This is a genomic window from Streptomyces sp. NBC_00683 (genome assembly GCF_036226745.1).
Taxonomy (GTDB): domain Bacteria; phylum Actinomycetota; class Actinomycetes; order Streptomycetales; family Streptomycetaceae; genus Streptomyces.
Genome location: NZ_CP109013.1, coordinates 2,276,368 through 2,299,368 on the forward strand (window position 1 = coordinate 2,276,368; position 23,001 = coordinate 2,299,368).

Annotated in this window: 19 protein-coding genes; 6 read left to right on the top strand and 13 right to left on the bottom strand. The window is 69.6% G+C overall.

Going from position 1 to position 23,001, the window contains the following annotated elements; genetic code table 11:
- Positions 1-176 precede the first annotated feature (176 nt).
- The gene (locus tag OG257_RS09955) at positions 177-1,118 is read left to right on the top strand and encodes an RNA polymerase sigma-70 factor (RefSeq protein WP_329206591.1); all 942 of its coding nucleotides are present in this window, start codon (positions 177-179) and stop codon (positions 1,116-1,118) included.
- Between the two features lie 347 nt (positions 1,119-1,465).
- Positions 1,466-1,858: an LppU/SCO3897 family protein gene (locus tag OG257_RS09960; RefSeq protein WP_329206593.1), complete on the top strand. Its 393-nt coding sequence runs from the start codon at positions 1,466-1,468 to the stop codon at positions 1,856-1,858.
- Positions 1,859-1,990: 132 nt separating this feature from the next.
- Here OG257_RS09960 and OG257_RS09965 read toward each other — a convergent pair whose 3' ends face one another.
- The 5 genes from OG257_RS09965 to OG257_RS09985 form a co-directional block, all read right to left on the bottom strand.
- Entirely contained in the window at positions 1,991-2,344 is a 354-nt protein-coding gene (locus OG257_RS09965) for an STAS domain-containing protein (protein ID WP_329206594.1), read from the bottom strand.
- A 1-nt stretch (position 2,345) separates the two neighbouring features.
- A complete protein-coding gene (locus tag OG257_RS09970) occupies positions 2,346-3,617 on the bottom strand; it encodes a PP2C family protein-serine/threonine phosphatase (RefSeq protein WP_329206596.1) in 1,272 nt (423 codons plus the stop codon).
- Positions 3,617-4,549 carry an alpha/beta fold hydrolase gene (locus OG257_RS09975; RefSeq protein WP_329206597.1) on the bottom strand — a complete coding sequence of 311 codons (933 nt, stop codon included), beginning with the start codon at positions 4,547-4,549 and terminating at the stop codon, positions 3,617-3,619. Before OG257_RS09975 ends, OG257_RS09970 begins: the two co-directional genes overlap by 1 nt.
- Before the next feature lie 319 nt (positions 4,550-4,868).
- On the bottom strand, positions 4,869-5,072 hold the full coding sequence (locus tag OG257_RS09980) for a cold-shock protein (protein WP_329206599.1): 204 nt from the start codon (positions 5,070-5,072) through the stop codon (positions 4,869-4,871).
- A 432-nt stretch (positions 5,073-5,504) separates the two neighbouring features.
- Positions 5,505-5,840 (bottom strand): MerR family transcriptional regulator, encoded by a 336-nt coding sequence (locus tag OG257_RS09985; RefSeq protein ID WP_329206601.1) that lies wholly within the window; start codon positions 5,838-5,840, stop codon positions 5,505-5,507.
- 920 nt (positions 5,841-6,760) lie between these two features.
- Here OG257_RS09985 and OG257_RS09990 point away from each other — a divergent pair.
- Positions 6,761-7,153: an ATP-binding protein gene (locus tag OG257_RS09990; RefSeq protein WP_329206603.1), complete on the top strand. Its 393-nt coding sequence runs from the start codon at positions 6,761-6,763 to the stop codon at positions 7,151-7,153.
- A 105-nt stretch (positions 7,154-7,258) separates the two neighbouring features.
- Here the strand turns inward: OG257_RS09990 and OG257_RS09995 are convergent, their stop codons facing one another.
- From OG257_RS09995 to OG257_RS10005, 3 genes are all read right to left on the bottom strand, one after another.
- Positions 7,259-8,164: a universal stress protein gene (locus tag OG257_RS09995; protein ID WP_329206605.1), complete on the bottom strand. Its 906-nt coding sequence runs from the start codon at positions 8,162-8,164 to the stop codon at positions 7,259-7,261.
- Positions 8,161-10,821, bottom strand: coding sequence for a cation-translocating P-type ATPase (locus tag OG257_RS10000; RefSeq protein WP_329206606.1), 2,661 nt, complete (start codon positions 10,819-10,821; stop codon positions 8,161-8,163). Before OG257_RS10000 ends, OG257_RS09995 begins: the two co-directional genes overlap by 4 nt.
- Positions 10,822-10,979: 158 nt before the next feature.
- Positions 10,980-13,364: a phosphoketolase family protein gene (locus OG257_RS10005; RefSeq protein WP_329206608.1), complete on the bottom strand. Its 2,385-nt coding sequence runs from the start codon at positions 13,362-13,364 to the stop codon at positions 10,980-10,982.
- 421 nt (positions 13,365-13,785) lie between these two features.
- Here OG257_RS10005 and OG257_RS10010 point away from each other — a divergent pair, with 421 nt between their 5' ends.
- The 3 genes from OG257_RS10010 to OG257_RS10020 all read left to right on the top strand — a co-directional run bounded on the left by OG257_RS10010 (position 13,786) and on the right by OG257_RS10020 (position 16,293).
- On the top strand, positions 13,786-14,418 hold the full coding sequence (locus OG257_RS10010) for a hypothetical protein (RefSeq protein WP_329206610.1): 633 nt from the start codon (positions 13,786-13,788) through the stop codon (positions 14,416-14,418).
- A 198-nt stretch (positions 14,419-14,616) separates the two neighbouring features.
- Entirely contained in the window at positions 14,617-15,486 is an 870-nt protein-coding gene (locus OG257_RS10015; RefSeq protein WP_329206611.1) for a universal stress protein, read from the top strand.
- 138 nt (positions 15,487-15,624) lie between these two features.
- Complete coding sequence (locus tag OG257_RS10020) at positions 15,625-16,293, top strand: helix-turn-helix domain-containing protein (RefSeq protein ID WP_329206613.1); 669 nt, start codon at positions 15,625-15,627, stop codon at positions 16,291-16,293.
- Between the two features lie 138 nt (positions 16,294-16,431).
- On the opposite strand, the gene OG257_RS10025 is transcribed toward OG257_RS10020, so the two are convergent.
- The 5 genes from OG257_RS10025 to OG257_RS10045 all read right to left on the bottom strand — a co-directional run bounded on the left by OG257_RS10025 (position 16,432) and on the right by OG257_RS10045 (position 22,956).
- On the bottom strand, positions 16,432-18,171 hold the full coding sequence (locus OG257_RS10025) for a sensor histidine kinase (RefSeq protein WP_329206614.1): 1,740 nt from the start codon (positions 18,169-18,171) through the stop codon (positions 16,432-16,434).
- Positions 18,172-18,282: 111 nt separating this feature from the next.
- The gene (locus tag OG257_RS10030) at positions 18,283-19,002 is read right to left on the bottom strand and encodes a response regulator transcription factor (protein ID WP_329206616.1); all 720 of its coding nucleotides are present in this window, start codon (positions 19,000-19,002) and stop codon (positions 18,283-18,285) included.
- Between the two features lie 170 nt (positions 19,003-19,172).
- Positions 19,173-20,186 carry a helix-turn-helix domain-containing protein gene (locus tag OG257_RS10035; RefSeq protein WP_443054351.1) on the bottom strand — a complete coding sequence of 338 codons (1,014 nt, stop codon included), beginning with the start codon at positions 20,184-20,186 and terminating at the stop codon, positions 19,173-19,175.
- Positions 20,187-20,401: 215 nt separating this feature from the next.
- Positions 20,402-21,895 carry a long-chain-fatty-acid--CoA ligase gene (locus OG257_RS10040; protein ID WP_329206618.1) on the bottom strand — a complete coding sequence of 498 codons (1,494 nt, stop codon included), beginning with the start codon at positions 21,893-21,895 and terminating at the stop codon, positions 20,402-20,404.
- Positions 21,892-22,956: a TauD/TfdA family dioxygenase gene (locus OG257_RS10045; RefSeq protein ID WP_329206619.1), complete on the bottom strand. Its 1,065-nt coding sequence runs from the start codon at positions 22,954-22,956 to the stop codon at positions 21,892-21,894. The genes OG257_RS10040 and OG257_RS10045 overlap by 4 nt, the downstream gene beginning before the upstream one ends.
- Positions 22,957-23,001: the final 45 nt, after the last annotated feature.

Sequence of the window (23,001 nt, forward strand, 5' to 3'; positions counted from 1 at the left end):
ATCGTGTGCCGCCCGGACCAGCCGCGCGGCGTCCTGATGCCCATGAGTCGCCGGCCGGCCCGGTGCTGTGACAGCACAGCGATGTGACGCAGGCCACCACGCTCCTGTGTCACAAGGACGTGAGGAACGGCGACTTGTGCGTGAGAGGGACACGACGCGACAGGCGGGAGCCGACGATGGACGAGCGCACCGTGCCGGCGACCGGCGTGAGCGGGCACAGTCCTCGCGCCGGGGGTACGGACTCAGGCACCGAGGCCTTCGTCGCCCATCGCAACCTGCTGTTCACCGTTGCCTACGAGATGCTCGGTTCCGCGGCCGACGCCGAGGACGTCCTTCAGGAGACCTGGCTGCGCTGGGCGGGCATCGACCACGACACGGTCCGGGACCCTCGCGCCTTCCTGGTCCGCATCACCACGCGCCAGGCACTGACCCGGCTGCGCGTGCTGCGCCGGCGCAAGGAGTCCTACGTCGGCCCCTGGCTGCCCGAACCCCTGCTGACAGCTCCCGATGTCGCCGACGACATCGAGCTGGCCGACAGCGTCTCCATGGCGATGCTGCTCGTGCTGGAGACGCTCGCGCCGACCGAGCGGGCCGTCTTCGTGCTGCGCGACGTCTTCGATCTCGGGTACGACGAGATCGCGCAGGCCATCGACAAGACACCCGTCGCGGTCCGGCAGATCGCCCACCGCGCACGGGCCCACGTCGCGGCGCGCCGGCCCCGCGCCGTCGTGTCCCCGGCCGAGACCCGCGACGCGCTCACCGCGTTCCAGCAGGCGCTCGAAACGGGCGATCTGCGGCGCCTGCTCGACATGATCGCGCCCGATGTCGTCCTGCTGACCGACGGCGGCGGAATCGTGCCCGCCGCGCTGGAACCTGTCGTGGGCGCCGACGAGGTGGCCAGGGTTCTGGGCCGGATCGGCCTCGGGCCGGAAGACAGTCGCAGGGAGCTGCGACCGACGCAGGTCAACGGCCACCCGGCCTTGCTTCTCTGCCTCGGCGACGAGATCGACAGCGTCCTGGCGGTACGCATCGAGGACGGCCGGATCATCAGCCTCTACGCGGTCCGCAACCCCGAGAAGCTGTCACGCATCAAGCGGGAAACCGCGGTGGGCCGCTGAGGCCTGGCCGTCGGCCGGTTGCCCGGCGACCGCGCCGGACCGGTCGAACGCGCCGTGCGGGATCGCCTCGGCGGGCGCGTGGATACGCGCCCGCCGGGGACTACTGAGGGCACCCCGCGCCCGCCCTCGTCCGACGAACCTGGCGACGGCTGACGCCCGCACGCTTCGGCAGCGTTCCACGCCAACGGGGTTGCCTGGAACGCCTTCTTGCCCTTCGGCCGTGTTGAGCACCGCCTGCACGGAACCGGATCAGCGGTCCGGTGGTCGCCGGCAGGTCACGGCATCGGTAGGCGGTGGTATTTTCTGCCGCCGATCGACATTGCCCACGACACCTCAGGGGAGCCCCGATGACCACTCCGCCGCCGCCCGGCCAGAACCCGTACAGACAACCCGCCGCGCCGGTCCCCGCCCGCGGTTCGAGCGTCAAACGCGTCCTCAGGGGAGTCGTCACCGTCGTCGTGGCCGGTGTCGTCGTGTACGGCGGCTACACGACCTGGTTCGGGGGCGCGGCGACCGCCGACGCGGGTGACTGCCTGCACGCCGGCAACGCGTCGGCCACCGCGGTGATATCCGTCGGCGATCCCGAGTTCGAGATCGTGGACTGCGGCAGCTCCGAAGCCCAGTTCAAGGTCGCCGGCCGCACCTCCGGCACGGACGGAACCTGCGACAGCCAGTACCAGCGCTACACCCAGGGCGGCGCGGGCCGGGACTTCACCCTCTGCCTCGAACGCCTCAAGTGAACCCTCGCACAACGGGTTGAATGTTCCCGGCGCCGCCAGTGGTGCCGGGAACCTCCACGGCACCGCGCCGCCCGTCGTCAGGTGCCGCGAGCCGGCCAGGGGTCAGTGACGCTCCGTCAGAGCCGGAGGATGTCACTGCGCCGGATGCTCACCGGACCGGAGACCGTCCCGGCCGTCGACGAAGGTGAAGACCCGGTCCAGGCCGACGATGCGCAGGATCCGCGCGGTGTTGGCCGGGACAGCGGCCAGGGCGATGTCGCCGCCCTGTTCCATCACCAGGTTGCGTGCCGCCAGCAAAGCGGTGATGCCACTGGAGTCGACGAATTGGAGGCCGGTCAGGTCCAGGACCAGCAGGTGGCCGGCGGCCAGGGTGAGGCGGTCCACGGCCTGGCGGAGTTGGGGTGCCGTCGTATGGTCGAGGTCACCGGCGATCTCCAGAACGGGACCGGTGGCTGCGTCTCGGACAGTGATCTTCAGCGGGCTCATCTCAGGTCTTCACTCGCGGGGTGGGAAGCGGGGCGGGCACGCCGAGGGCGAGCAGAGCCGTGTCGTCGTCGAGTCCGTCGCCGAAGCCGGCGAGGAGACCGGTCAGAGCGGTGATGAGGGTTTGGGGCCCCCTGGCGGACTGTTCGGCGGCGAAAGCGCGCAGGGCGTCATCGCCGTAGAGCTCGCGATCGGGCCCGGTGCGGGCTTCGGTCAGGCCGTCGGTGTAGAGCAGCAGGGTGTCGCCGGGCAGCAGCCGGGTCCGGGCGGCTGTGAACTGCGCCTGGGGCAGGACGCCGATGAGCATGCCACCGGGGGTGTGCAGGTAATCCGCGGTGCCGTCGGCGCGCTGGATCAGTGCGGAGGGGTGGCCGCCGGAGGCCAGGTGCACACTGACGTGGTCGCTGCCCGGGTGCAGGACGCCGAATATCGCGGTGCAGTAGCGGGTGTCGCCGCTGGTGTACCGCTCGTGCAGGACGGTGTTCAGGGTGGTCAGAACGGTGACGGGGTCCGGGTCGTGCAGGGCGGCCGCCCGAAGCGTGTAGCGGGTCAGCGAGGTGATCGCGGCAGCCTGAGGGCCTTTGCCGCACACATCGCCGAGGAAGAACGCCCACCGGTCGGCGTCGAGGGGAAACAGATCGTAGAAGTCTCCGCCGAGCAGTTCCGGAGAGGCGGTGTGATAGTACGAACCGGCTTCCAGGCCCGGAACCTCGGGCAGCTCGGCAGGCAGCAGGCTCTGCTGCAGGACGGCGAGGGCTTCCTGGAGTCGCTCGCGGTCGGCCTCGGCCTGACGGCGCGCTTCTTCAGCCGCCTGACGTCCGCGCAGCAGCTCGGTCTCGTAGGCACGGCGGTCGCGGGCGTCGAAGACCGTGGTGCGGACGAGCATCGGTCCGCCGTCGTCGCCGGTCTTCACCTTCGAGGTGACGAGCACCGGCATCCGCTGCCCGTCGGAGGCCTTGATGTCCAGGGCGATGCCGCTCACCTCGCCGTTCAATTGCAACAGCGGGGCGAAGTGCGTCTCGTGGTAGAGCTTGCCGCCCACGGTGAGCAGATCGGCGAACCGCATCCGGCCCACCACCTGCTGCCGCGACAGACCCAGCCACTCCAGAAGGGTGGTGTTGATCTTCGCGATGGTGCCGTCCATCAGCGTCGACAGGTAGCCGCAGGGAGCCTGCTCGTACAGCTCCTCCGCGCTGTCCTCCAGCAGGGAAGCAAAGGCCACGTCCATCGCTTCGCTGCCTTGCTCCCTGTCCGGATACTGATCGCTGCGGTGCATCAGCGGGCCGCCCCTATGAAGTCCGTGATCGCCACCGCGGTGGCCTGGGGTGCGCTCAGTTGCGGGCAGTGCCCAGTCGCCTCGAGCGTGACCAGGCGACTACCCGGGATCGCGTCGTTGATGTAGGCACCGACCTCGCGGGGGGCGATCACGTCCTGCTTGCATTCCAGCACCAGCGTCGGCACCGCGACCGTCTTGAGGTCTGCGCGGCTGTCGGACAGGAACGTCGTGCGGGCGAAGACCCGAGCCATGTCCGGGTCGGTCGCGCAGAACGAGGTGCTCAGCTCCTGGCCGAGTTCGGGCCGGTCCGGGCTGCCCATGATCACTGGAGCCATCGCCGCGGACCATCCCAGATAGTTCGACTCCAGCGACTCCAGCAGCTCACCGATATCGTCCGCGCTGAATCCGCCCCGGTACCCGTTTTCGTCGATGTAGCGGGGCGACGGAGCCACCATCACCAGGCGGGAGAACCGCTGGGGGGCCCTGGCCGCTGCGAGAACCCCGACCATGGCGCTGACCGAGTGCCCCACGAAGATCACGTCCCGCAGGTCCAGCTCCTCGCAGACATCCAGCACATCCGAGGCGTAGCCCTCCAGTGAGCTGTAGCGCTCCTCACTCCAGGCCGAGGGGTCCGAGCGGCCGGAGCCCACGTAGTCGAAGAGCACCAACCGGTAGTCCCCTGCCAGCAGGGGAACCACCAGGCGCCACATGTTCTGATCACAGCCGAACCCGTGCGCCAGCAGGAGCACCGGCCCGTCGACACGGCCGGTGACGGTGATGTTGTTCCTGCGACGGATATCCGTGCCCACCGCCTTCCCATCACTCGGGTCCGGCGATTCGCGGCTGCCCAGGACCGAAACGTCGTTCGAGCCGGCCGCGGCGCCGTTGGTCCGACTGCGGGAAGAGTGGTCGTCCGTAGGTTCAGGGTTCATTCAGAACCTTCCTTGATAGGGCGCGCACCAAATAATTCCCGCCTCGCAGGGCAGTGCAGGGAGAATGACGAGCCGAATGGAATGCGAAAGAAAATCTGGCCCGCGGTGAATCCGGATGCGAATGCAGGCGATGGAAATCAGCAGCGTCCCGCGGACGCGAAATCACAGGACTCCAGCAGGCGCAGTTTCGGGGGCAGTACTCCTCGATAATGCCTGCGGGCGATGACATTCCCACACGTGAGTCCACCACGAGACGTATTTGCAGCGGCGGCCCGCACCCTCCGGGGTGCGGGCCAGGGCCGCAAGGTGCGCTTCGGCGTCAGACGGGAACGATGTTCTCGGCCGTCGGACCCTTCTGGCTCGGCACGATGTCGAAGGTGACCTGCTGGCCTTCGAGCAATTCACGGAAGCCCTCGGCGGCGATGTTCGAGAAGTGGGCGAACACGTCGGCGCCGCCACCATCCTGTTCGATGAATCCGAAACCCTTTGCCGCGTTGAACCACTTCACAGTGCCGGACGCCATGTCATATCTCCTTCGGAGGCAGTAAGCCGGAACCCGCAGTACACGGATGCCGGGTCGCCGCTATGACGCCCCTCCCGGAATGACCGGAAATACAAAAACGCTTCCAACGGTTGACGTACCGTTGGAGGCGCTTGAAGTTCGGGAACCATGACTGCAACTGCGATCGACAGTAGCACGCCATAGCATCCGGTGTACGTTACACAATTACATTCTGCTTGTTGCGGTAAAAACGCTCCCGGCACGGCACGTTAAACCCTCACCTCGCGGACGCAAGTATTAATCCACCCGGAGCACAACGTTTTGCGAGGCGAAACACACACGCCCAGGACGTGGGCGGGGCCTTCCGCACCATGACAGCTGACGCAGAGGACAGAACCTCCGCAACGTCGCACCGACACGTGCGGAGGGCCGCCGGAACCCAAGCACGCTGCCTCAGGACGCGGGCGGAGCGGACGGCCCGGCGGCCCGGCGGTATTCGGCGTTGATGCGCTGGGCTTCTTCGAGCTGGTCTTCGAGGATGACGATGCGGCAGGCGGCCTCGATGGGGGTGCCCTGGTCGACGAGTTCCCGGGCTCGGGCTGCGATGCGCAGCTGGTAGCGGGAGTAGCGGCGGTGGCCGCCCGCGGAGCGGAGCGGGGTGATCAGGCGGGCCTCTCCGATGGCGCGGAGGAATCCCTGGGTGGTGCCGAGCATCTCAGCGGCCCGGCCCATGGTGTAGGCGGGGTAGTCGTCGTCATCAAGACGGCCGAACGAGTCATTTACTGTCATTTGCACCTCTCTGCGGAACGCGTTGAGGGGCCCTGGTGCCGTACTGGCACCAGGGCCCCGAAGGAACTTCTACACCATCTACCGGCCCTGATACTGCGCCGGCCCTGTGTTTCCGCAGACCCGACCTGAACGCTGTCGGGGACGCGGGGATCGCGGTTGCTTGACCGGAGACCACCTCACTATCGATGTCCTGCGGTACCCGGGCCCAATGACGTCCGCCCGGGCGATCCTGATGGCGCTGGGCTCCTCCGTTCTTCCCTCTGGATGAACTGCTTACCGAACGAGACCTGCGTACTGCTGATACTGCGAACCACTGGCGGCCTCGAACCACAGCCGCTCTTCGACAGCCAGCCCCGTCGCCCGTCCTGCATCCGCTCTGGCTTGGAACCCCACTGCCGAACCTCCCGGCGCGCGCGCCCGCAGCCGACGCCTTCACCGAGGTGCTGCTCACTTGCTTCACTGCTGTGTACTGCGCACTGCGTATTACTCCGCGGCTGCCCCTGATCACTGCGGGCCACCCGGTCCGGTCGTCAGTCCCGTCGCCGTCCTGCAACAGCCCTGGCTTCGAAACTCCACCACCGCACCGTCCTGCGCACTGCTACTACCTGTACTGCCTGGCAGTTCATGTCTGCCGGGCCTTGCTCGATCTCGGCTACGAGAGAAACCATAGCCACGGCGCCGCCCAATGTCTACTCCCGCCATCATAGATTTCCATGCACTGGACAGAGAGATAGTCGACCTCGGCCATCGAGGGCATGCCGCTGCCCGGCTCCGGCCGGGACACCCCGCTCCGATCAGCGCTGTTACGCCGGCCTCGACACCGCAACCGGAAGGTTCCCGGGACTAACGCGCCGCAGGCCGGGCACAAGCACTGGACAGACAGGACCGTGCACTGACGATGCGGAGACCGGGAAGGCCTGATGGACACGATGAGCGTCACCGTGGCAACCGTGCGCTCCGCGGCATCCATCGCCGGCGCACGCGACAGCGCCCGCGCATTCCTCGAACGCCTTGCACGGCCGGCGATCGCGGCCGAGGCTGCCGACACGGTCGTGCTGGTCGTCTCGGAACTCGTCACCAACGCCCTGCGCCACGGCGGCGGTACCTGCACCCTGAATCTGACCGCGCACCCGGACAGCATCGAGGTGTCCGTGCGTGACCGCAGCCCGCAGGTCCCGCGCATGCGCGCCCCCGACCTGCGCGGCGGCACCGGAGGCTTCGGCTGGCCCATGGTCGAGCGCCTCGCCCGCGCCACCTCGGTGACCCACCGGACGGTCGGCGGCAAGACCGTAAGCGCCCTTCTCGCCCGGTGAAAGCAAGGCGCCGTGGTGCGCACCCCCCGGCGCCGGCCGGGAAGCGACCCACGACGCGGAACCGACCGCCCTCATGTGTGAGGCGCTCGGACCGTCGGACGGGCCTCATGGCCGACGGTCTCTCCCACCTCGCCGGTCCAGTGCCCCCGGCGGTGCAGCGTCCGGCCCGGAGACCGGGACGAGGGCGACGTCGCAGCTCGCGTGGTGCAGAAGTGCGTGGGTCACCGGACCGAGTTGCAGTCCCAGCCCGGACTTCCGGCGATGTACGGCGATGACGACGACCGCACCCGTCGTACCGGCGTCGATCAGGGCCCGGGCAGGTGCGACGCGCATCGATCGGCTTTCCAGCCGCACGAAGGGGTGCTCCTCGTGGAGCCTTGCCACGACCAGTTCGGCCGTCGTGTCCTCCTGCCGCGCGCGGGCCTCGCGATCATGGTGCGTGCGGTCGTTCTGGCCGTAGGCCCACGCGTGCACGACGGAGACCCGGGCACTGCGCCGGACGGCTTCCGCGACAGCGAAGACCGCGGCCGGTTCGTCCTCCTCACTCCGCACGCCCACAACGACGGTGTGGGGAGAAGGAATGGTCCGCGCGGCAGGTTCGTCCCGGACGACGAGCAGCGGGCCTCGGCAGTGCGCGGCCACCCGCAGGCTCACGGAACCCAGCAGGAGGCCCTTGAACCCGCCGTTCCCCCGGGTGCCCACCACAGTCAGCGCCGCCGTCCGACTCCGCCTCACCAGCACCTCCGCCGCGTCGTCCGCTACGGCGGCCGTGGTGACCTGGAGTCCCGGGTCCTGGTTCGCGACGTACTGGGCGGCTCTCGCCAGAATGTCCGGCGCATCATCGTCCAGGGGCTCGTAGGCGCCGCCCCAGGGCCAGGCGTGGACGATCTCCAGGGGCACCTGACGGCGGTGTGCCTCCCCTGCCGCTCGGTCGAGTGCGTGGGTCGCCGCTCGGGACCCGTCCGTCCCGACCACCACGTGGCCGTGCGGGGTTTCGTTTCGTCGGCTCACTTCCACTCCTTACTCCCGGCCGGGCCGAGGCCCTGGAGGGGCGTGACAGCCGCCGCGGAGGAGCCGCCGGCGCTCTTCGCCAGGCGACTTTCCGTGCGGGCCGCGATGAAGGCGGTGAGTCCGGCCGCCGCGGCGATACCGACGTCCGGCCAGGACGGGGCGGAGGTGCCCAGGAGATGCGCGAGGAAGGGGAGGTACACGGCCGCAGCGCCCAGAGCGGCCGCGGTCAGGACGGCTGCGGGGAGGGAGAGATTCCGGCGGGTGAGCACCCGTTCGCGCAGTCCCAGGGCGATTCCGAGCTGTGCCGCCAGCAACGACAGGAACAGCACGGTCTGCCACGGGCCGGCGGTGTGCCGGACCCACATGCTGGCGCCGAGGCACACGGTCGTGACGAGGATCGACAGTCGCAGGACACGCTGCCACAGGCCGTCGCCGAGGACGTGCTGCTGCGGTCGGCGGGGCGGGCGGTCCATCGCGTCGGGGGAGGCCGGTTCGGCTCCCATGGCCACCCCGGTCAGGCCGTGGGTGAGGAGGTTGATCCAGAGGATCTGTCCGGCGCGCAGGGGCAGCGCGAGGCCGAGCAGGGGGCCCAGGAGCATGATGAGGATCTCTGCCGCGCCGCCGGCCAGTGCGTAGAGGAGGAAGCGGCGGATGTTGGTGTAGACCCGTCGCCCTTCTTCGACGGCCGCGGTGACCGAGGTCAGTTCGTCGTCGGCGAGAACCAGGTCGGCGGCCTGCCGGGCGACTTCGGTGCCCCGGCGGCCCATGGCGACGCCGATGTCGGCCTGCCGGAGTGCGGGGCCGTCGTTGACACCGTCGCCGGTCATCGCCGTGACCTCACCGCGTGCCTGCCACGCCTCGACGATGTCCAGCTTCTGCTGCGGCGTGGTCCGGGCGAAGACCCTGACCCGGGTGAGGTCGGGGACCTGGCCTGCTGCCACTTCCTGGCCGGTGACCACCAGGCCCGGCCGCTCGGCTTCGTCGCCCTGCAGGATGCCGACGCGCGTCGCGATCGCGCGGGCGGTCGCCGGGTGGTCTCCAGTGATCAGGACGGACGTGATCCCCGCGCGTCGGCAGGCGTGCACGGTCGCTTCGGCCGCTGCCTTGGGCGGGTCGCTGATGGCCGCCAGGCCCAGCAGCTTGAGGCCGCTCTCGCCCTTCTCCGCGGGGACGGGCAGATCGGTGCAGGACCCTGCGGCTAGGGCCAGGACGCGGTAGCCATCGGCGGACAGGGCGGCTGCCGCCTCGCGCGCCCGTTCCAGCAGTGCGGGCTCCTCGTCGAGCAGCGACGGGTCCAGCACCGCTTCCGGTGCGCCCTTGAGGCAGATCTCGATCGTTCCTCGCGGTGTGCTGTGGAGAGTCGTCATGCGTTTGCGGAGACTGTCGAAGGGAACTTCCGCGACGCGGGGCCGGGTGAGGACCAGGCCCTCCCGGGCACAACCGGCCTTCGCGGCGCCGGTCAGCAGGGCGGCCTCCGTCGGATCGCCGAGGGCGGCCCACGGCGTGGCAGCCTCGGTGGGCGGGACCAGCGAGGCGTCGTTGCACAACGCCCCCGCCACGAGGACCTCGCGTACGGCTTCGGCGAGTGCGGGAGCGGGAGGAAGCCCGGCGTCCAGGAACTCGCCCACGGGTTCGTACCCGGTCCCGGAGACGGTGACGGCGCCCTGGGGGGTCCAGACGCGTTCGAGGAGCATGCGTCCCTCGGTGAGGGTGCCGGTCTTGTCGGTGGCCAGGACGGTGACCGACCCCAGAGTCTCGACAGCCGAGAGGCGGCGCACCACCGCGTTGCGGGCGGCCATCCGCCGCGCGCCCAGAGCCAGGCCGAGCGTGACCACGGCCGGCATGGACTCCGGCACGGCCGCGACGACAAGACTGATCGCGGTGACGGCCATGAGCTCCAGCGACTGACCACGCAGCAGCCCGAGGACCAGGACCAGGAGACACAGCCCCACGGTGACGAGGGCCAGCACCTTGCCGAGCCCGGCCAGACGCTTCTGCAAGGGAGTCAGCTGCTGCCTGGGGTGCAACGAGGCGGCGATCATGCCCAGGTCGCTGTGCGGTCCGGTCGCGGTGACCGTGGCCACGGCCCGGCCGCGCACCACCACGGTCCCGGCCCGCAGCCGGGCCGCTTCCGGATCCGTGCCGTGGGCGTCCTTGTCGGCCGGCACGGATTCCCCGGTCAGGGTCGACTCGTCGACCAGGAGTGCGGCGGCCTGCAGGAGGGTGGCGTCGGCCGGCACGATGTCTCCCTCCCCCAGCATCAGGACGTCGCCCGGTACGACGCCGGCGGAGGCGAGTTCCTGCTCCGTGCCGTCGCGCATGACGCGCGCGGTCGGGGCGGTCATGGCCGAGAGTGCCGCGACCGCGTTGTCGGCCCGGACCTCCTGCACCACCCCGACAGTGGTGTTGAACAGGACGACCACGCCGATGATGATCGCGTCGGCGTAGTCCGCGGTGGCGACGGTCAGTGCCACGGCCGCCAGCAGCACGACGATCAGCGGGTCGCGGAGTTGTGCGAAGACCCGGGACCACAGCGAGATCGCGGGGGGCGGGGCGAGCGTGTTGGGACCGCACTCGGTCAGCAGCAGGGCAGCCTGTTCCCGGCTCAGGCCCTCTTCACGGGTCGGGCCGGGATGAAGATCGGACGAAACGGTCATGGTGGCTCCGGTTGCTCTGGTTCCGGCGTCACGGGTTCCGTGACGTGAAGGTGCGGTCACGGGTTGCGGACGTGACGCGGGGTTCGCCGAGGCGGCCCCGCTGAGTCGCGAGAACCGGGCGTGCACCGTTCCGCCCACGACGCCTCCCCCGCCCGGGGTCAGTCGGTCCAGGCCCAGTTGCTGACCTCGGGGAGATCGGTACCGTGTTCGCGGATCCAGGCGTGGTGGCGCAGTCGTACGTCCGCCATCTCCTGGCGGACCGTGGCGGCGCGGACGGCGAGGCCGGGGACGCGGTCGATGACGTCCATGACCAGCCGGTAGCGGTCCAGGTCGTTGCGCACCACCATGTCGAACGGCGTGGTTGTCGTCCCCTCCTCCTTGTATCCGCGCACGTGCAGGTTCGCGTGTCCGGTGCGCCGGTAGGCGAGTCGATGGATGAGCCACGGGTAGCCGTGGTAGGCGAAGACGATGGGTTTGTCGGGTGTGAACAGAGCGTCGAAGTCGGCGTCCGACATACCGTGCGGGTGCTTCTCCCGCGGGAACAGCCGGGCCAGGTCGACCACATTGACGACCCGGACGGCGAGGTCGGGCAGGTGACGCCGTAGAAGGTGTGCGGCGGCCATGACTTCCAGGGTGGGGACGTCCCCCGCGCACCCGAGAACGACATCGGGTTCCCTGTCGTGGTTCTCGGTCCCTGCCCAGCCCCAGACTCCCGCCCCACGGGCACAGTGCGCCCGGGCCTCGTCGAGCGTCAGCCAGTCGAAGCAGGGCTGCTTGCCTGCGACGACGACGTTGACGTAGTCGCGGGAACGCAGGACGTGATCCGCCACGGACAGCAGCGTGTTGGCGTCCGGCGGCAGGTACACCCGTACGACCTCCGGCGACTTGTTGAGGACGTGGTCGATGAAACCGGGGTCCTGGTGGGAGAAGCCGTTGCTGTCCTGCCGCCACACGTGCGAGGTGAGCAGGTAGTTGAGCGAGGCGATGGGACGCCGCCAGGGCAGTCGCCGGGAAACACGCAGCCATTTGATGTGCTGGTTGACCATGGAGTCGACGATGTGGACGAACGCCTCGTAGCAGGAGAAGAGACCGTGCCTCCCGGTGAGGAGGTAGCCCTCCAGCCATCCCTGGCAGGTGTGTTCCGAGAGGATCTCCATCACCCGGCCGTGCGGGTCCAGGTACTCGTCGGTGTCCAGGGTCCGTGCCTGCCATGCCTTGCCGGTCGCCCCGTACACGGCCTGGAGCCGGTTGGAAGCGGTCTCGTCCGGTCCCACGAGCCGGAAGTCACGTCGCTGCGCGGTGTTCTCCATCACCCCTTCGAGCAAGTCGCCCAGGATCCGGGTGGGTTCGTGCACGGAACTGCCGGGCTTGTCGACGGCGACGGCGTACCGCTCCAGCGGCGGGATCGGCAGGTCCCGGACGAGCAGCCCTCCGTTGGTGTGCGGGCTCGCGCCCAGCCGCCGTGTCCCGGCCGGTACGCACTCCAGTACGGCCTGACTCGGCCGCCCGGCTCCGTCGAAGAGCTCCTCGGGCCGGTAGGAGCGCAGCCACTGTTCCAATTGACGCAAACGGTCCGGGTTCTCGCGCACGTCCGTCAGCGGGACCTGGTGGGCGCGCCACGTCCCCTCGACCGGCAGTCCGTCGACCTCGACCGGTCCGGTCCATCCCTTGGGCGTCCGCAGAACGATCATCGGCCAACGTACGCGTTCGGTCACGCCCTCCTCGCGGGCCCGACGCTGCGCGGTCCTGATCCGGTCGTGCGCGATGTCCATCGCATGCGCCATCGCGCTGTGCACCCGCAGCGGATCGTCGCCCTCGACGTGCAGGGGCTCGTGCCCCACGCCCCGCAGGAAGGCGTCGAGCTCTTCCCTGGGCAGGCGCGCGAGCACGGCCGGGTTGGCGATCTTGTAGCCGTTGAGATGCAGGATCGGCAGGACGGCGCCGTCGTGGACGGGGTCGAGGAACTTGTTGGAGTGCCACGAGGCCGCCAGCGGCCCGGTCTCGGCCTCACCGTCACCGATCACGCACCCGACGAGGAGATCCGGATTGTCCAGGGCCGCACCGTAGGCGTGGGAGAGGGCGTATCCGAGTTCCCCTCCCTCGTGGATCGAACCCGGCGTCTCCGGCGCCACATGGCTGGGCACACCGCCGGGGAAGGAGAACTGGCGGAAGAGCCGGCCCATACCCTCGGCGTCCCGGCTGACATCCGGATAGGTCTCGGAGTAGGTGCCCTCCAGCCAGGAGTTCGCCAGTACGGCCGGCCCGCCGTGCCCGGGCCCCCAGACGCAGACGGTGTCCTGTCCGCGCTCCCGCGCCACGCGGTTGAGGTGGGTGTGCACCAGGTTGAGGCCGGGCGAGGTTCCCCAGTGGCCCAGCAGCCGAGGCTTGATGTGCTCGGGCCGCAACGGCTGTTCGAGGAGCGGGTTGGACATCAGATAGATCTGGCCGACGGCCAGGTAGTTCGCAGCCCTCCAGTGCGCGTCCAGTGGCACGAGTGCGGCGTCGTCGAGGTAGTGGTCGTCTCCCTGGACAAGGGTGGGCATGTCTCGCTCCTTGGCTGATGCCGAGCCGGGCCTGATCGTCCGGCCCGCCGATGTCCGAGGCCGCCGGACAGCGACGGGCGCCGATCCGCCGATCCGCCGAAACGCTGCTCCGGCCGTGGTGACCGTCGGTGGCGGCCTCGGGCTGCTCTCCATCGTCGTCGCCTCGGCAGGCGGCAGGAGAGGGCCGTTCGGCCCCATGTGGGTGCCGGGTGTCCTCTCTTGCCTCGCTGCCGCCGGCACGGTCTCCCCCACGGGACCGCCCCTCGGCAGACATCGCGGGGAGCTCCCCCGACCGGCCTGCCCGGTAGGGACCTTCGGCGCGTTCCCGAGGGCCGACCGGACCGGTCCGTGCTCCCTGCCCGGCAGTCACTCTGGGCGGGCACACGCATCTCGCGTGGCACGAGCAAGGGTGAGAGTGACCATGGCGCTGCAACCGCACTCCCGACGACTCACAGGCATCCGCTTCTCCGCCTTCCGCAGGGCAACGGCGGAGCGTGCGGCCGCTGACGGAACGGTCGCGCGCGACGACGCGACCGGCGTCGCCTTCGCACGTACCGCCGCCGTGCTCCGCATCCTCACCGCGTTCACCTTCCTGTGGGCGTTCTTCGACAAGGCCTTCGGCTGGAGCTACGCCACCGGAGCAGGCAAAGGATGGGTGGACGGCGGCTCCCCGACGATGGGTTTCCTGAGCGGCGTCTCGGCCGGCCCGATGGAGAGCACCTTCCATGCCTGGGCCGGCGACGCCTGGGCGGACTGGGCCTTCATGCTGGGACTCCTGGGCGTCGGCGTCGCACTGGCGAGCGGCGTCGCTCTACGGCTCGCGGCACTCGCCGGCACAGCCATGATGATGCTGATGTGGGTGGCGGAATGGCCTCCGGCCCGGCACCTGTCCGACGGCTCGCCCAGCATGTCGACGAATCCGCTCGTCGACTACCACGTGCTGTACGCCGCCGTCCTCGTCCTGCTCGCCGTGGTACTTGCCGGCAGCACCTGGGGCCTGGGCGGCGCATGGGCACGGCTGCCCCTCGTACGCCGAAACCGCTGGCTCCTCTGAACGGGCGCCGGCCCTCACGTCACCGGCGCCGTCAGGGAGCAGCACTTCGTGGAGTGCCTGAACGCATCGAAGCCGGCCTCGGACGGGCAAGGTTCGGGGCCGGTCGGGGGGCGACCAGGGACCAATGGCCCCTGCTGCGAGATCCCACGGCCCGTGACAGTGGAGACATCCCACTGACGACCAACTCTGGAGGCTTGAATGCCCCGTACGGTGACCACAGGTATCGATGGTTCGCGCGAAAGTCTCGCGGCCGTGGAATGGGCCGCCGGTGAGGCATCGCGGCGACGGCTGCCGCTTCGGCTGCTCCACGTCCGGGACGCATCACCCGGCATACGCGCGTCGTTCGGCCATACCGAGAGGTCTCTCTGGCCCGACGGCGGACCGCAGGCGGCGCTCGAGGCCCTTCGGGCACGTCATCCGGGCCTCGAAGTGACAACCGACGACGTACCCGGCACGCCCGCCGAAATCCTCTGCGCGGCCGGTAAGGACCAGGAACTGCTGGTGCTCGGCTCACGGGGGCTGGGCCGGCTGGCGGGCTTCCTCCTCGGCTCCGTCTCGTTGTCGGTCATCGCCCGCAGCACCGCACCGGTCGTCCTCGTGCGGGCGGAGGACTCCTCTTCCTCGCGGGAAGGCCCGCCCTCCGGCGACGTGGTGGTGGGCCTGGACACCTCCCAAGCCTGCGACGCCGTACTGGAATTCGCCTTCGCCTACGCCGAACAGCACGGGGTCGCACTGCGGGCGCTGCACAGTTGGCAGCGGCCCCCCGTGTACCTCGGCGACCCGACGGGCGCGATGCTGTCGGTCCAGACCGATCTGGCCACGGTGACGAGCGAGGTCCTGACGGAGGCTCTGACGCCCTGGCGGGAGAAGTTCCCCACCGTCGCCGTCACCGAGCATTGCCGGCTCGGACACCCCGCTCACGACCTCGTGGAGGCGTCGCTCGATGCCGGTCTCCTTGTCGTGGGGCGCAGGAAACGCCGAGCAGGCGTCGGCCCGCACATCGGCTCCGTCGCTCATGCGGTACTGCACCACTCCGTGACCGCGGTGGCCGTGGTGCCCCACGCCTGATCACGCCCGAACGCCGCGCGGGGCGGTCACGCCGCCCTCCCATGCCGGACCAGCTCATCCGGCCGACGACAGGCAGGCTGTCCCATGTCGCACCCAGCGCTCGGTCCCGACGCCGTGTCCCGTTCCGGACAGGGAGACATGGGGCGACGTGTCTCGACGCGTCGGGAGCAACTCGGACTGTCCCGCCAGGAGGTGGCCACGCGTTGCGGCTCGGCGCCCGGATACATCAGGTACGTGGAGGAGCAGCAGGTCACGTCACCAGGCATCGGGTTCCTGACCAGCCTCGCCAACGCTCTGGAGACGACGGTGGCCGAACTGGCGGGTGGCACGGCGGATCTCCCTCCGGGCAGTGGAAGGGCGCCCTTCCTTCCGCAGTTCACCGAACTGGGTGTCGGGGAGTGCCGTCGGCTGCTGGGCACGCACGGTATCGGGCGGGTGGGAGTGTCCACACCCGACGGACCCGTCATCCTGCCGGTCAACTACATCCTCCTGGAGGACACCGTCGCTTTCCGAACAGCACCGGGCGCCCCACCCGCGTCCGCCGCGGGAAACCTGGTCGCTTTCGAGGTGGACCGTGTGGACGACGCGCTCAGCCTGGGGTGGAGCGTCCTGGTGGTGGGCATGGCACGTGTGGTGACCGACCCCGTCCAGGTGTGCCTGCTGGACGCGAGGCCGCACTCCTTGCCGTGGGCGGGCGGCGAACGCGGCCTGTGGATCACGGTCTCTCCCACCCGGATCACCGGCCGCCGGATCGCCGCACGTCACACCTACCTCTCGGCCACACTCGCTCGGCCCGAACTGCAGTGACCGCCCCCGATCCGGGCGCACAGCGGAGCGGGGCTTCGCGGATGGGCACCGCAGATGCGTCCGGCCCTTCCACTCACAGCCGGCCGACTCGTCCCAGGGCAAGTCGGCCCGCTACGGGCGGAGCGGCAGGCGCCGGCGTCAGGGAAACGTGCCCCGCCCTTCACGTCCGACCATGGGAACACGCCACACCAGGAGTGTTCCGCCGCCGTCCGGCGAGGACAACTCCATCGTGCCGCCGCAGCGTTCGGCACGGTCGGACAGGTTCCGCAGACCGCTGCGGCGACCCCCGTCGCTGATGCCGATCCCGTTGTCGGCGACGGACAGGACCACCTCACGGCCATCGGTCCGGAGAACAACGTCCACCCGGGTCGCGCGTGCGTGGCGGGCCACGTTGGCCAGGCTCTCGCCCAGGACGGCCAGGACGTGGTCGGCGACGAACCGGGAAACCTGGGTGTCGAGGAGGCCCTCCTTGCGCAGACTCGGGGAGAAGCCCAGGCCCGCTGCCGCCCCGGCGACGGCGCGCACCGTACGGGCCCGCAGATTCTCCCCCTCTTCGGCCACGTGCGACCGGAGGCCGAAGATCGTCGAACGGATGATCTTGATGGTTTCGTCCAGGTCGTCGACCGCGCGCTCCACACGTTCCGACGCCTCGGGATGCTCGATGAAGCGGCCCGCGCTCTGCAGCGTCATGCCCGTGGCGAACAGCCGCTGAATCGCCAGATCGTGCAGGTCACGAGCGATGCGGTCACGTTCCTCCAGAAGCACGATCTGCTCGGCGTCACTTCGGCGTTCGGCCAGCTCCATGGCCACCGCGGCCGTGCCCGCGAAGCCCAGAACGGGGCGGGTCTCCTCGTCGGCGAACGGAACACGTCCCGAGGCTCGGACGAGCAGCAGGACTCCGCGCACGCCGGAGCCGGTGCCGATGGGAACCGCTACGGCCGGACCGAGCCCGGTCGACCCGGCCGCGTCCACGGTGGGCCGCGGATCGTCCATGTCCTCGCTGGTGACCGGAATGGCGCGGGTGAACGCCGCGCTGATCAGTCTGCTGGTCATCGCCGGACGCCGGCCTTGATGGATGTCGGCCTCCAGCCCGCTGGCCAGCTCCACGACGAAGGAGTCCCGGTCCGCCGTGGGCAACGCCACGACGACCAGGTCGGCACCGGCGATCTCGCGCGCCCGGTCGGCGATCAGGGCGAGGACCGTGCCGCGCGGACTGCCGGACAGCAAGCTGTGCGTGACCTCGGCCGTCGCCTGGAGCCACAGCTCCCGCTGCTGGGACCTCTCGTACAGGCGGGCGTTGTCGATGGCCACCCCCGCCGCCACGGCGAGGGTGGTCAGGATCGACTCGTCCTCGGCGTCGAAGTGGGCGCCGCCCAGCTTCTCGGTGAGGTACAGATTGCCGAACACCTGGCCGCGTATCCGGATCGGCACTCCCAGAAAGCTGTTCATCGGCGGGTGGCCGACGGGAAATCCGTACGAGGACCGGTGCTCCGAGAGTTTCGGCAGACGCAGGGGTTCGGGGTGCGCTACCAGCTCGCCCAGGATGCCGTGGCCGGAAGGCGACGGGCCGATCGAGGCGGCGTCCGCGTCGTCTATGCCGACGGTCAGGAACTGGACGAGCTTCCGGTGATCGGGCCCTATGACGCCGAGCGCGCCGTATCGCGCGTGCACCAGCGTTGTCGCCGCCTTCACCACGTGCCGCAGGACTTGCTCCAGGTCCAGCTCACGGCCGACGGACATCACCACTTCCATGAGCTCCTGAACCCGGTCGCGGGTGCCGTGCGCCGCTTCCAGTCGGCGCTCGAGGAGGGCGAGCCGCTCCGCGCACTCCTCCTGCTCGCCTCCTACCTTTTTGGCGCTGTCCTGGGTATGCGTCACCGGAAACACTCCTCGGGCTGCGGCAGGGAACTGCGGACGGGCCGTTGCAAGGTGCCGACCGCATGACGAGAGGGGGGACAGGGCCGCGGCGCCGCTCGGGCTCCGCCATGGCTAGACGTGTCCGGGCCTGCTCCCGCCGTCGCGGACCTCCCCGCCCTTACCGCGGGGTACCTGGGCGGCGATGACAGCTGCCTGCACACGCCGTTCCACCCCGAGCTTCGCCAGCAGACGAGAAATGTGATTCTTGATCGTCTTCTCGGCGAGATAGAGCCGCAGGCCGATCTGACGATTGGTCAGCCCTTCGCCGATCAGCGCGAGTACGTCGCGTTCGCGGTCCGTCAGACCGTACAGAGCATCTTCCTCGGGCTCTTCGCGGTCGTCCCCCCGTAGCCGCGACATCAACCGGGCGGCAGCGCTGGGATCCAGCATGGACCGGCCGGAGTCCACGGTGCGCACCGCTGCCACGAGATCGCCGCCCTGGATCAGCTTGAGCACATATCCGGACGCCCCGGCCATGACGGCGTCCAACAGGGCTTCCTCGTCGTCGAAGGACGTCAGCATCAGGCAGGCGAGGTCGGGCATCCGCGAGCGCAGTTCCCGACAGACGTCCACTCCGTTGCCGTCGGGGAGCCGTACGTCGAGAACCGCCACGTCCGGGCGTAGGGCCGGGACCCTCGTCAGAGCCTGTTCCGCGGTTCCCGCTTCTCCGACGACGCTGATGTCCGGTTCGTCACCGAGGAGATCACGAACACCGCGCCGGACCACTTCGTGATCGTCGAGGAGGAAGACCCGGATCGGATTCTCAGGACTGCGTGAACCGCTGTTCGGCATGGACCGCTCCTCAGTGCTGTCGGCCGCGCAGTCGGCAAGGACAAGTGTCCCCGCGGAGTCCAGGATGCAGCATCCCTACGTGCTGCGGCCAGGACCGGTCCTCTCTCGTCGAACGGCGGACGTCCAGAACCCGTTGGGAGGGCCCACGGACAGTCACCGGATGCCCTGTGTCACGGTCCAGGGTTGGCGGCCCCGCCCTTGGCGCCACCGTCGACAGCCGACGTGCAGGTGGGGCCGGTGGTGATGCCCTCATGAGTCGTCGAGCGGGACCTCTGCGCACGCATTGCCCCGGACTGCGCCGCGGCCATCGCCGAGGACCGGAGTTCCGCACCGATGGGCGTATTTGTGGCGTCGGCGATGAAGTCGCGGGTGTCTGCCGGGTCGAGAGCTCGGGTCTGAAGGTGGTCATGCATCGCGCTGTAGTACTGCACGTCGGCGGGCTTCTCCAGGATGGGGCTGTTGGTGAACCGTTCCAGGTGCACCACTCCTGCCTGGGAGCTGTCGGCGAACTGCAGGATGGAGAACTGTCCTGGCAGGCCAGGGTGTGCGCCGGTGGTGTAGGGGAGGACCTGCAACGTGATGTGCGGTTCGGCGCTGAGTGCCTTCAGGTGCTCGAGTTGTTCACGCATGATGTCCGGGCCGCCGATGAGACGGCGCAGTGCCGATTCGTCCAGGACGACCCACAGGCGTAGCGGGCGGGTCGGGTCGTAGATCCTGTGCTGGCGGCGCAGTCGCACCTTGAGGCGTGTGGCGGCCTGTTCGGCGGTGGGCAGCGGGATCGTTTCCTCAATGACCGCCTGGGCGTAGGCGGGTGTCTGCAGCAGCTCGGGGACCATCATGGGCGCGTAGGTGTGGAGGGATGCGGCGTCCGTCTCCAGGCCGATGTAGGCGCTGTCGGAAAGGTCTCCGTAGGGGTGCCACCAGCCCCGCCGGCCGGATTCCCTGGCCATCTCCATCAGCGAGTCGATGACTTGCTCGTCCGTGACTCCGTAGATCGCGCACAGGTCTCGCACATCGCGGGGACTGGTGGCGCGATTCCCGTTCTCCAGGTGGCTGATCTTGGGTTGAGAGACCATGAGCCGCTTGGCCACTTCCTGGCTCTTCAGCCCGCTGGCCAGACGGAGCTGGCGAAGCTCGGCTCCGAGACGGCGTCTCCTGACGGTGGGGTTGGGATTCGCCGTCACGCTCGCTGTACCTCCGGTTTCAAGTCCTTGCACTCAAGCAAAGGTTGTCATGGGACAAGGACTGCTCATCACGCACCGTACCGTCGTGATCACGGACAGATGAAGCGGAGTCTTACACTGGCAATTGCCCCGGCCCGCATGGGCCTCGACCGTTTCCTCTGCGTCGGCGCCGAGCCCGCGCGCCGGAGTGCCGCTCCGGCGCGTCGGTGCTTGATTCACCGACCGGGAACCACGATCTCGCGCTTGAGGATCTTGCCGGTGGGGCCCTTGGGGAGCTCGGCCGTGAAGGTGACGATCCGGGGGTACTTGTACGCCGCGACCCGGTCCTTGACGTGGTCGCGGATCTCCTCGGCCGTGGCACGGGCACCGGACCGGAGTGTGATCACCGCTGCGATCTCCTCGCCGTGGACCGGGTGCGGCACACCGACGACCGCGGCTTCGGCGACGGCCGGGTGCTCGTACAGCACCTCCTCGATCTCACGCGGGTAGACGTTGTAGCCGCCGCGGATGATCAGGTCCTTCTTGCGGTCGACGATGAAGTAGAAGCCGTCCTCGTCGACACGGGCCAGATCACCGCTGTGGAACCATCCGTCGCGGACCGCTTCCGCCGTGGCCTCGGGGCGGTTCCAGTAGCCGGTCATGAGGTTCTCGCCGCGGATGGCGATCTCACCGACCCCGCCCGGGGGGACCACGCCGCCGTCCTCGGCGACGAGCCGCATCTCGACCCCGCGGATGGGCTGCCCGATCGAGCCCGCCTTGCGCGGACGGTCGGGGTGGTTGAAGGCGGCGACCGGTGAGGTCTCGGAGAGTCCGTATCCCTCCAGTACGGTGGCGCCGAAACGCCGCTCGAAGCCGTGCAGCACCTCCACCGGGAGCGAGGCGCCGCCCGAGACGGCCAGGCGCAGCCGGTGGGCGTCGAATCCTTCGGGGAGCTGGGCGTGGAGCAGCGCCGCGTACATCGTCGGCACGCCGAGGAACACGGTGACCCCGTCACGGGCCATGATCTCCAGGGCGCGCTGCGGCTCGAACCGCGGCAGCAGGGTCAGAGTGGCGCCGGCGGCGACGGCCGTGTTCAGCGCGCAGGTCTGGCCGAAGGCGTGGAAGAGGGGCAGGCCGCCGAAGAGCACGTCGTCAGGTCCGACCTGAAGCAGTGTCTCGGCCGCGGTGGCGGTGTTGGTGGCCAGGTTCCGGTGGGACAGTTCGGCACCCTTCGGCGTACCGGTCGTCCCGGAGGTGTACAGGATGAGGGCCGGGTCGTCATCGGTACGGCTGACGATGCCGGGCATCGGTTCGTGAGCCCGCAGCATGCCGTCGAAGACCGAGGGCTCGGTCACCAGGCATGCCGTTCCTGTCTCGGCGGCGGCCTTCGCGACCTCGTCCGCGAACAGGGGGGACACCAGCGCGATCCGCGCCCCGCAGTCGTGCAGGGTGAAGGCCGCCTCACGGGCCTTGAGGAGCGGATTCATCGGCACGACCACACCGCCGGCCCGCAGGATGCCGTAGTAGAGGACCGGGAACAGTGGCACGTTGGGCATGGTCAGCGCGACGCGGTCGCCGGGCAGGAGGCCGCGGTCGCGCAGGAGGGCGGCGACCCTGGCGCTCGCGTCGTCCAGTTCGGCGTAGGTGAGCGTGCTGTCGTCGTGGCGCACGGCGATGCGGTCACCCTGGGCCGCCGCGGAGTCCACCAGGAATGTGGCGAGGTTGGTCATGTCGGCTGTCTCCTTGGGTTCGTCTCGTCATGCGGTGCGGCATTCCGGGGGCGGATCACATCGCGAGGAGTGACTCCGTCGCGAGCGTCCTCGGTACGGGGGCGGTGCGGCAGGGCCAGCCAGAGCCGCAGCAGGTGGCGCTTGAGTGCGGGCCGGTCGTGGTCCTCGAACTCCGCTCGCGCGTGCATGACCGTCCGGGTGTTGAGCAGCAGCAGATCGCCGACCTGAAGGTCGATGTCGAGACGGAGCTCCGGGGAGCCCGCCACGTCGTCGATGAGGTCGAACAGCTCCAGGTCCGCCCGCTCCAGGCGGGGCACCTGGGGGAAGCGCTGGGCGGATTCCAGATAGCAGCGGTTGTAGCGCATGCTCAGTGCCCCTTCCTGCCGGGCGACGAGCGGGACGGCCGCGTACGGCGGCTCCCCGGGAGCGTGCTCCTCCCGGCGGTCGAAGAAGTAGGTGCGGTACAGGCGCCCGGCCAGATCGGGGCGCAGCTCCAGCACCGCGTTGTGCACCGCCGCGGAACTGACGAGGGAGGTGAGCCCCCCGGTGCGGGGCGCCCGCAGCGGAAGCAGCGCGAGCAGATCGGTCCTGTCGGTGTGGAACGGCAGCGCCGCCCGGGTCTGGTAGCCGCGTGTTGCCGCATCGGTCAGGCTGCGGCCGGTGTCCCGGACGTGGCCGAGCATGTGCCCGTCCGCGTTCTGCGGGACCGGACGCCCCAGGTGCTGGCCGAGGCCCCAGAAGACCGTGCTCGCGGCCGGCTCACCCAGTCGTTCGACCGGGAGGCCCTTCACGATCGCGAAACCGCGTCCGTGCTCCAGCGTCCCGGCGATGCGCGCCAGTTCACCGGCGAGGGTGGGGAGCGGGAAGTCGGCCGCTGTCAGTTTCAGCAGTGTGCGGTCGCGTCTGCGCGCTTCCGACAGGGCGGAGTCGATCTCGGCGAGGTGGCGGGGCGAGAGCCGCAGGATCCATTCCTCGTGGTCCGCCGGGTCTCCACCTCTCCACACCGAGGGGCCCGAACAGGGCGCGTACAGCGCCTCAGCTGATTCCGTCGTACCGGTCATGTGCGCCTCCGTACCGTCGCCCGTCCACCGGCCCCAGGGGGTGCC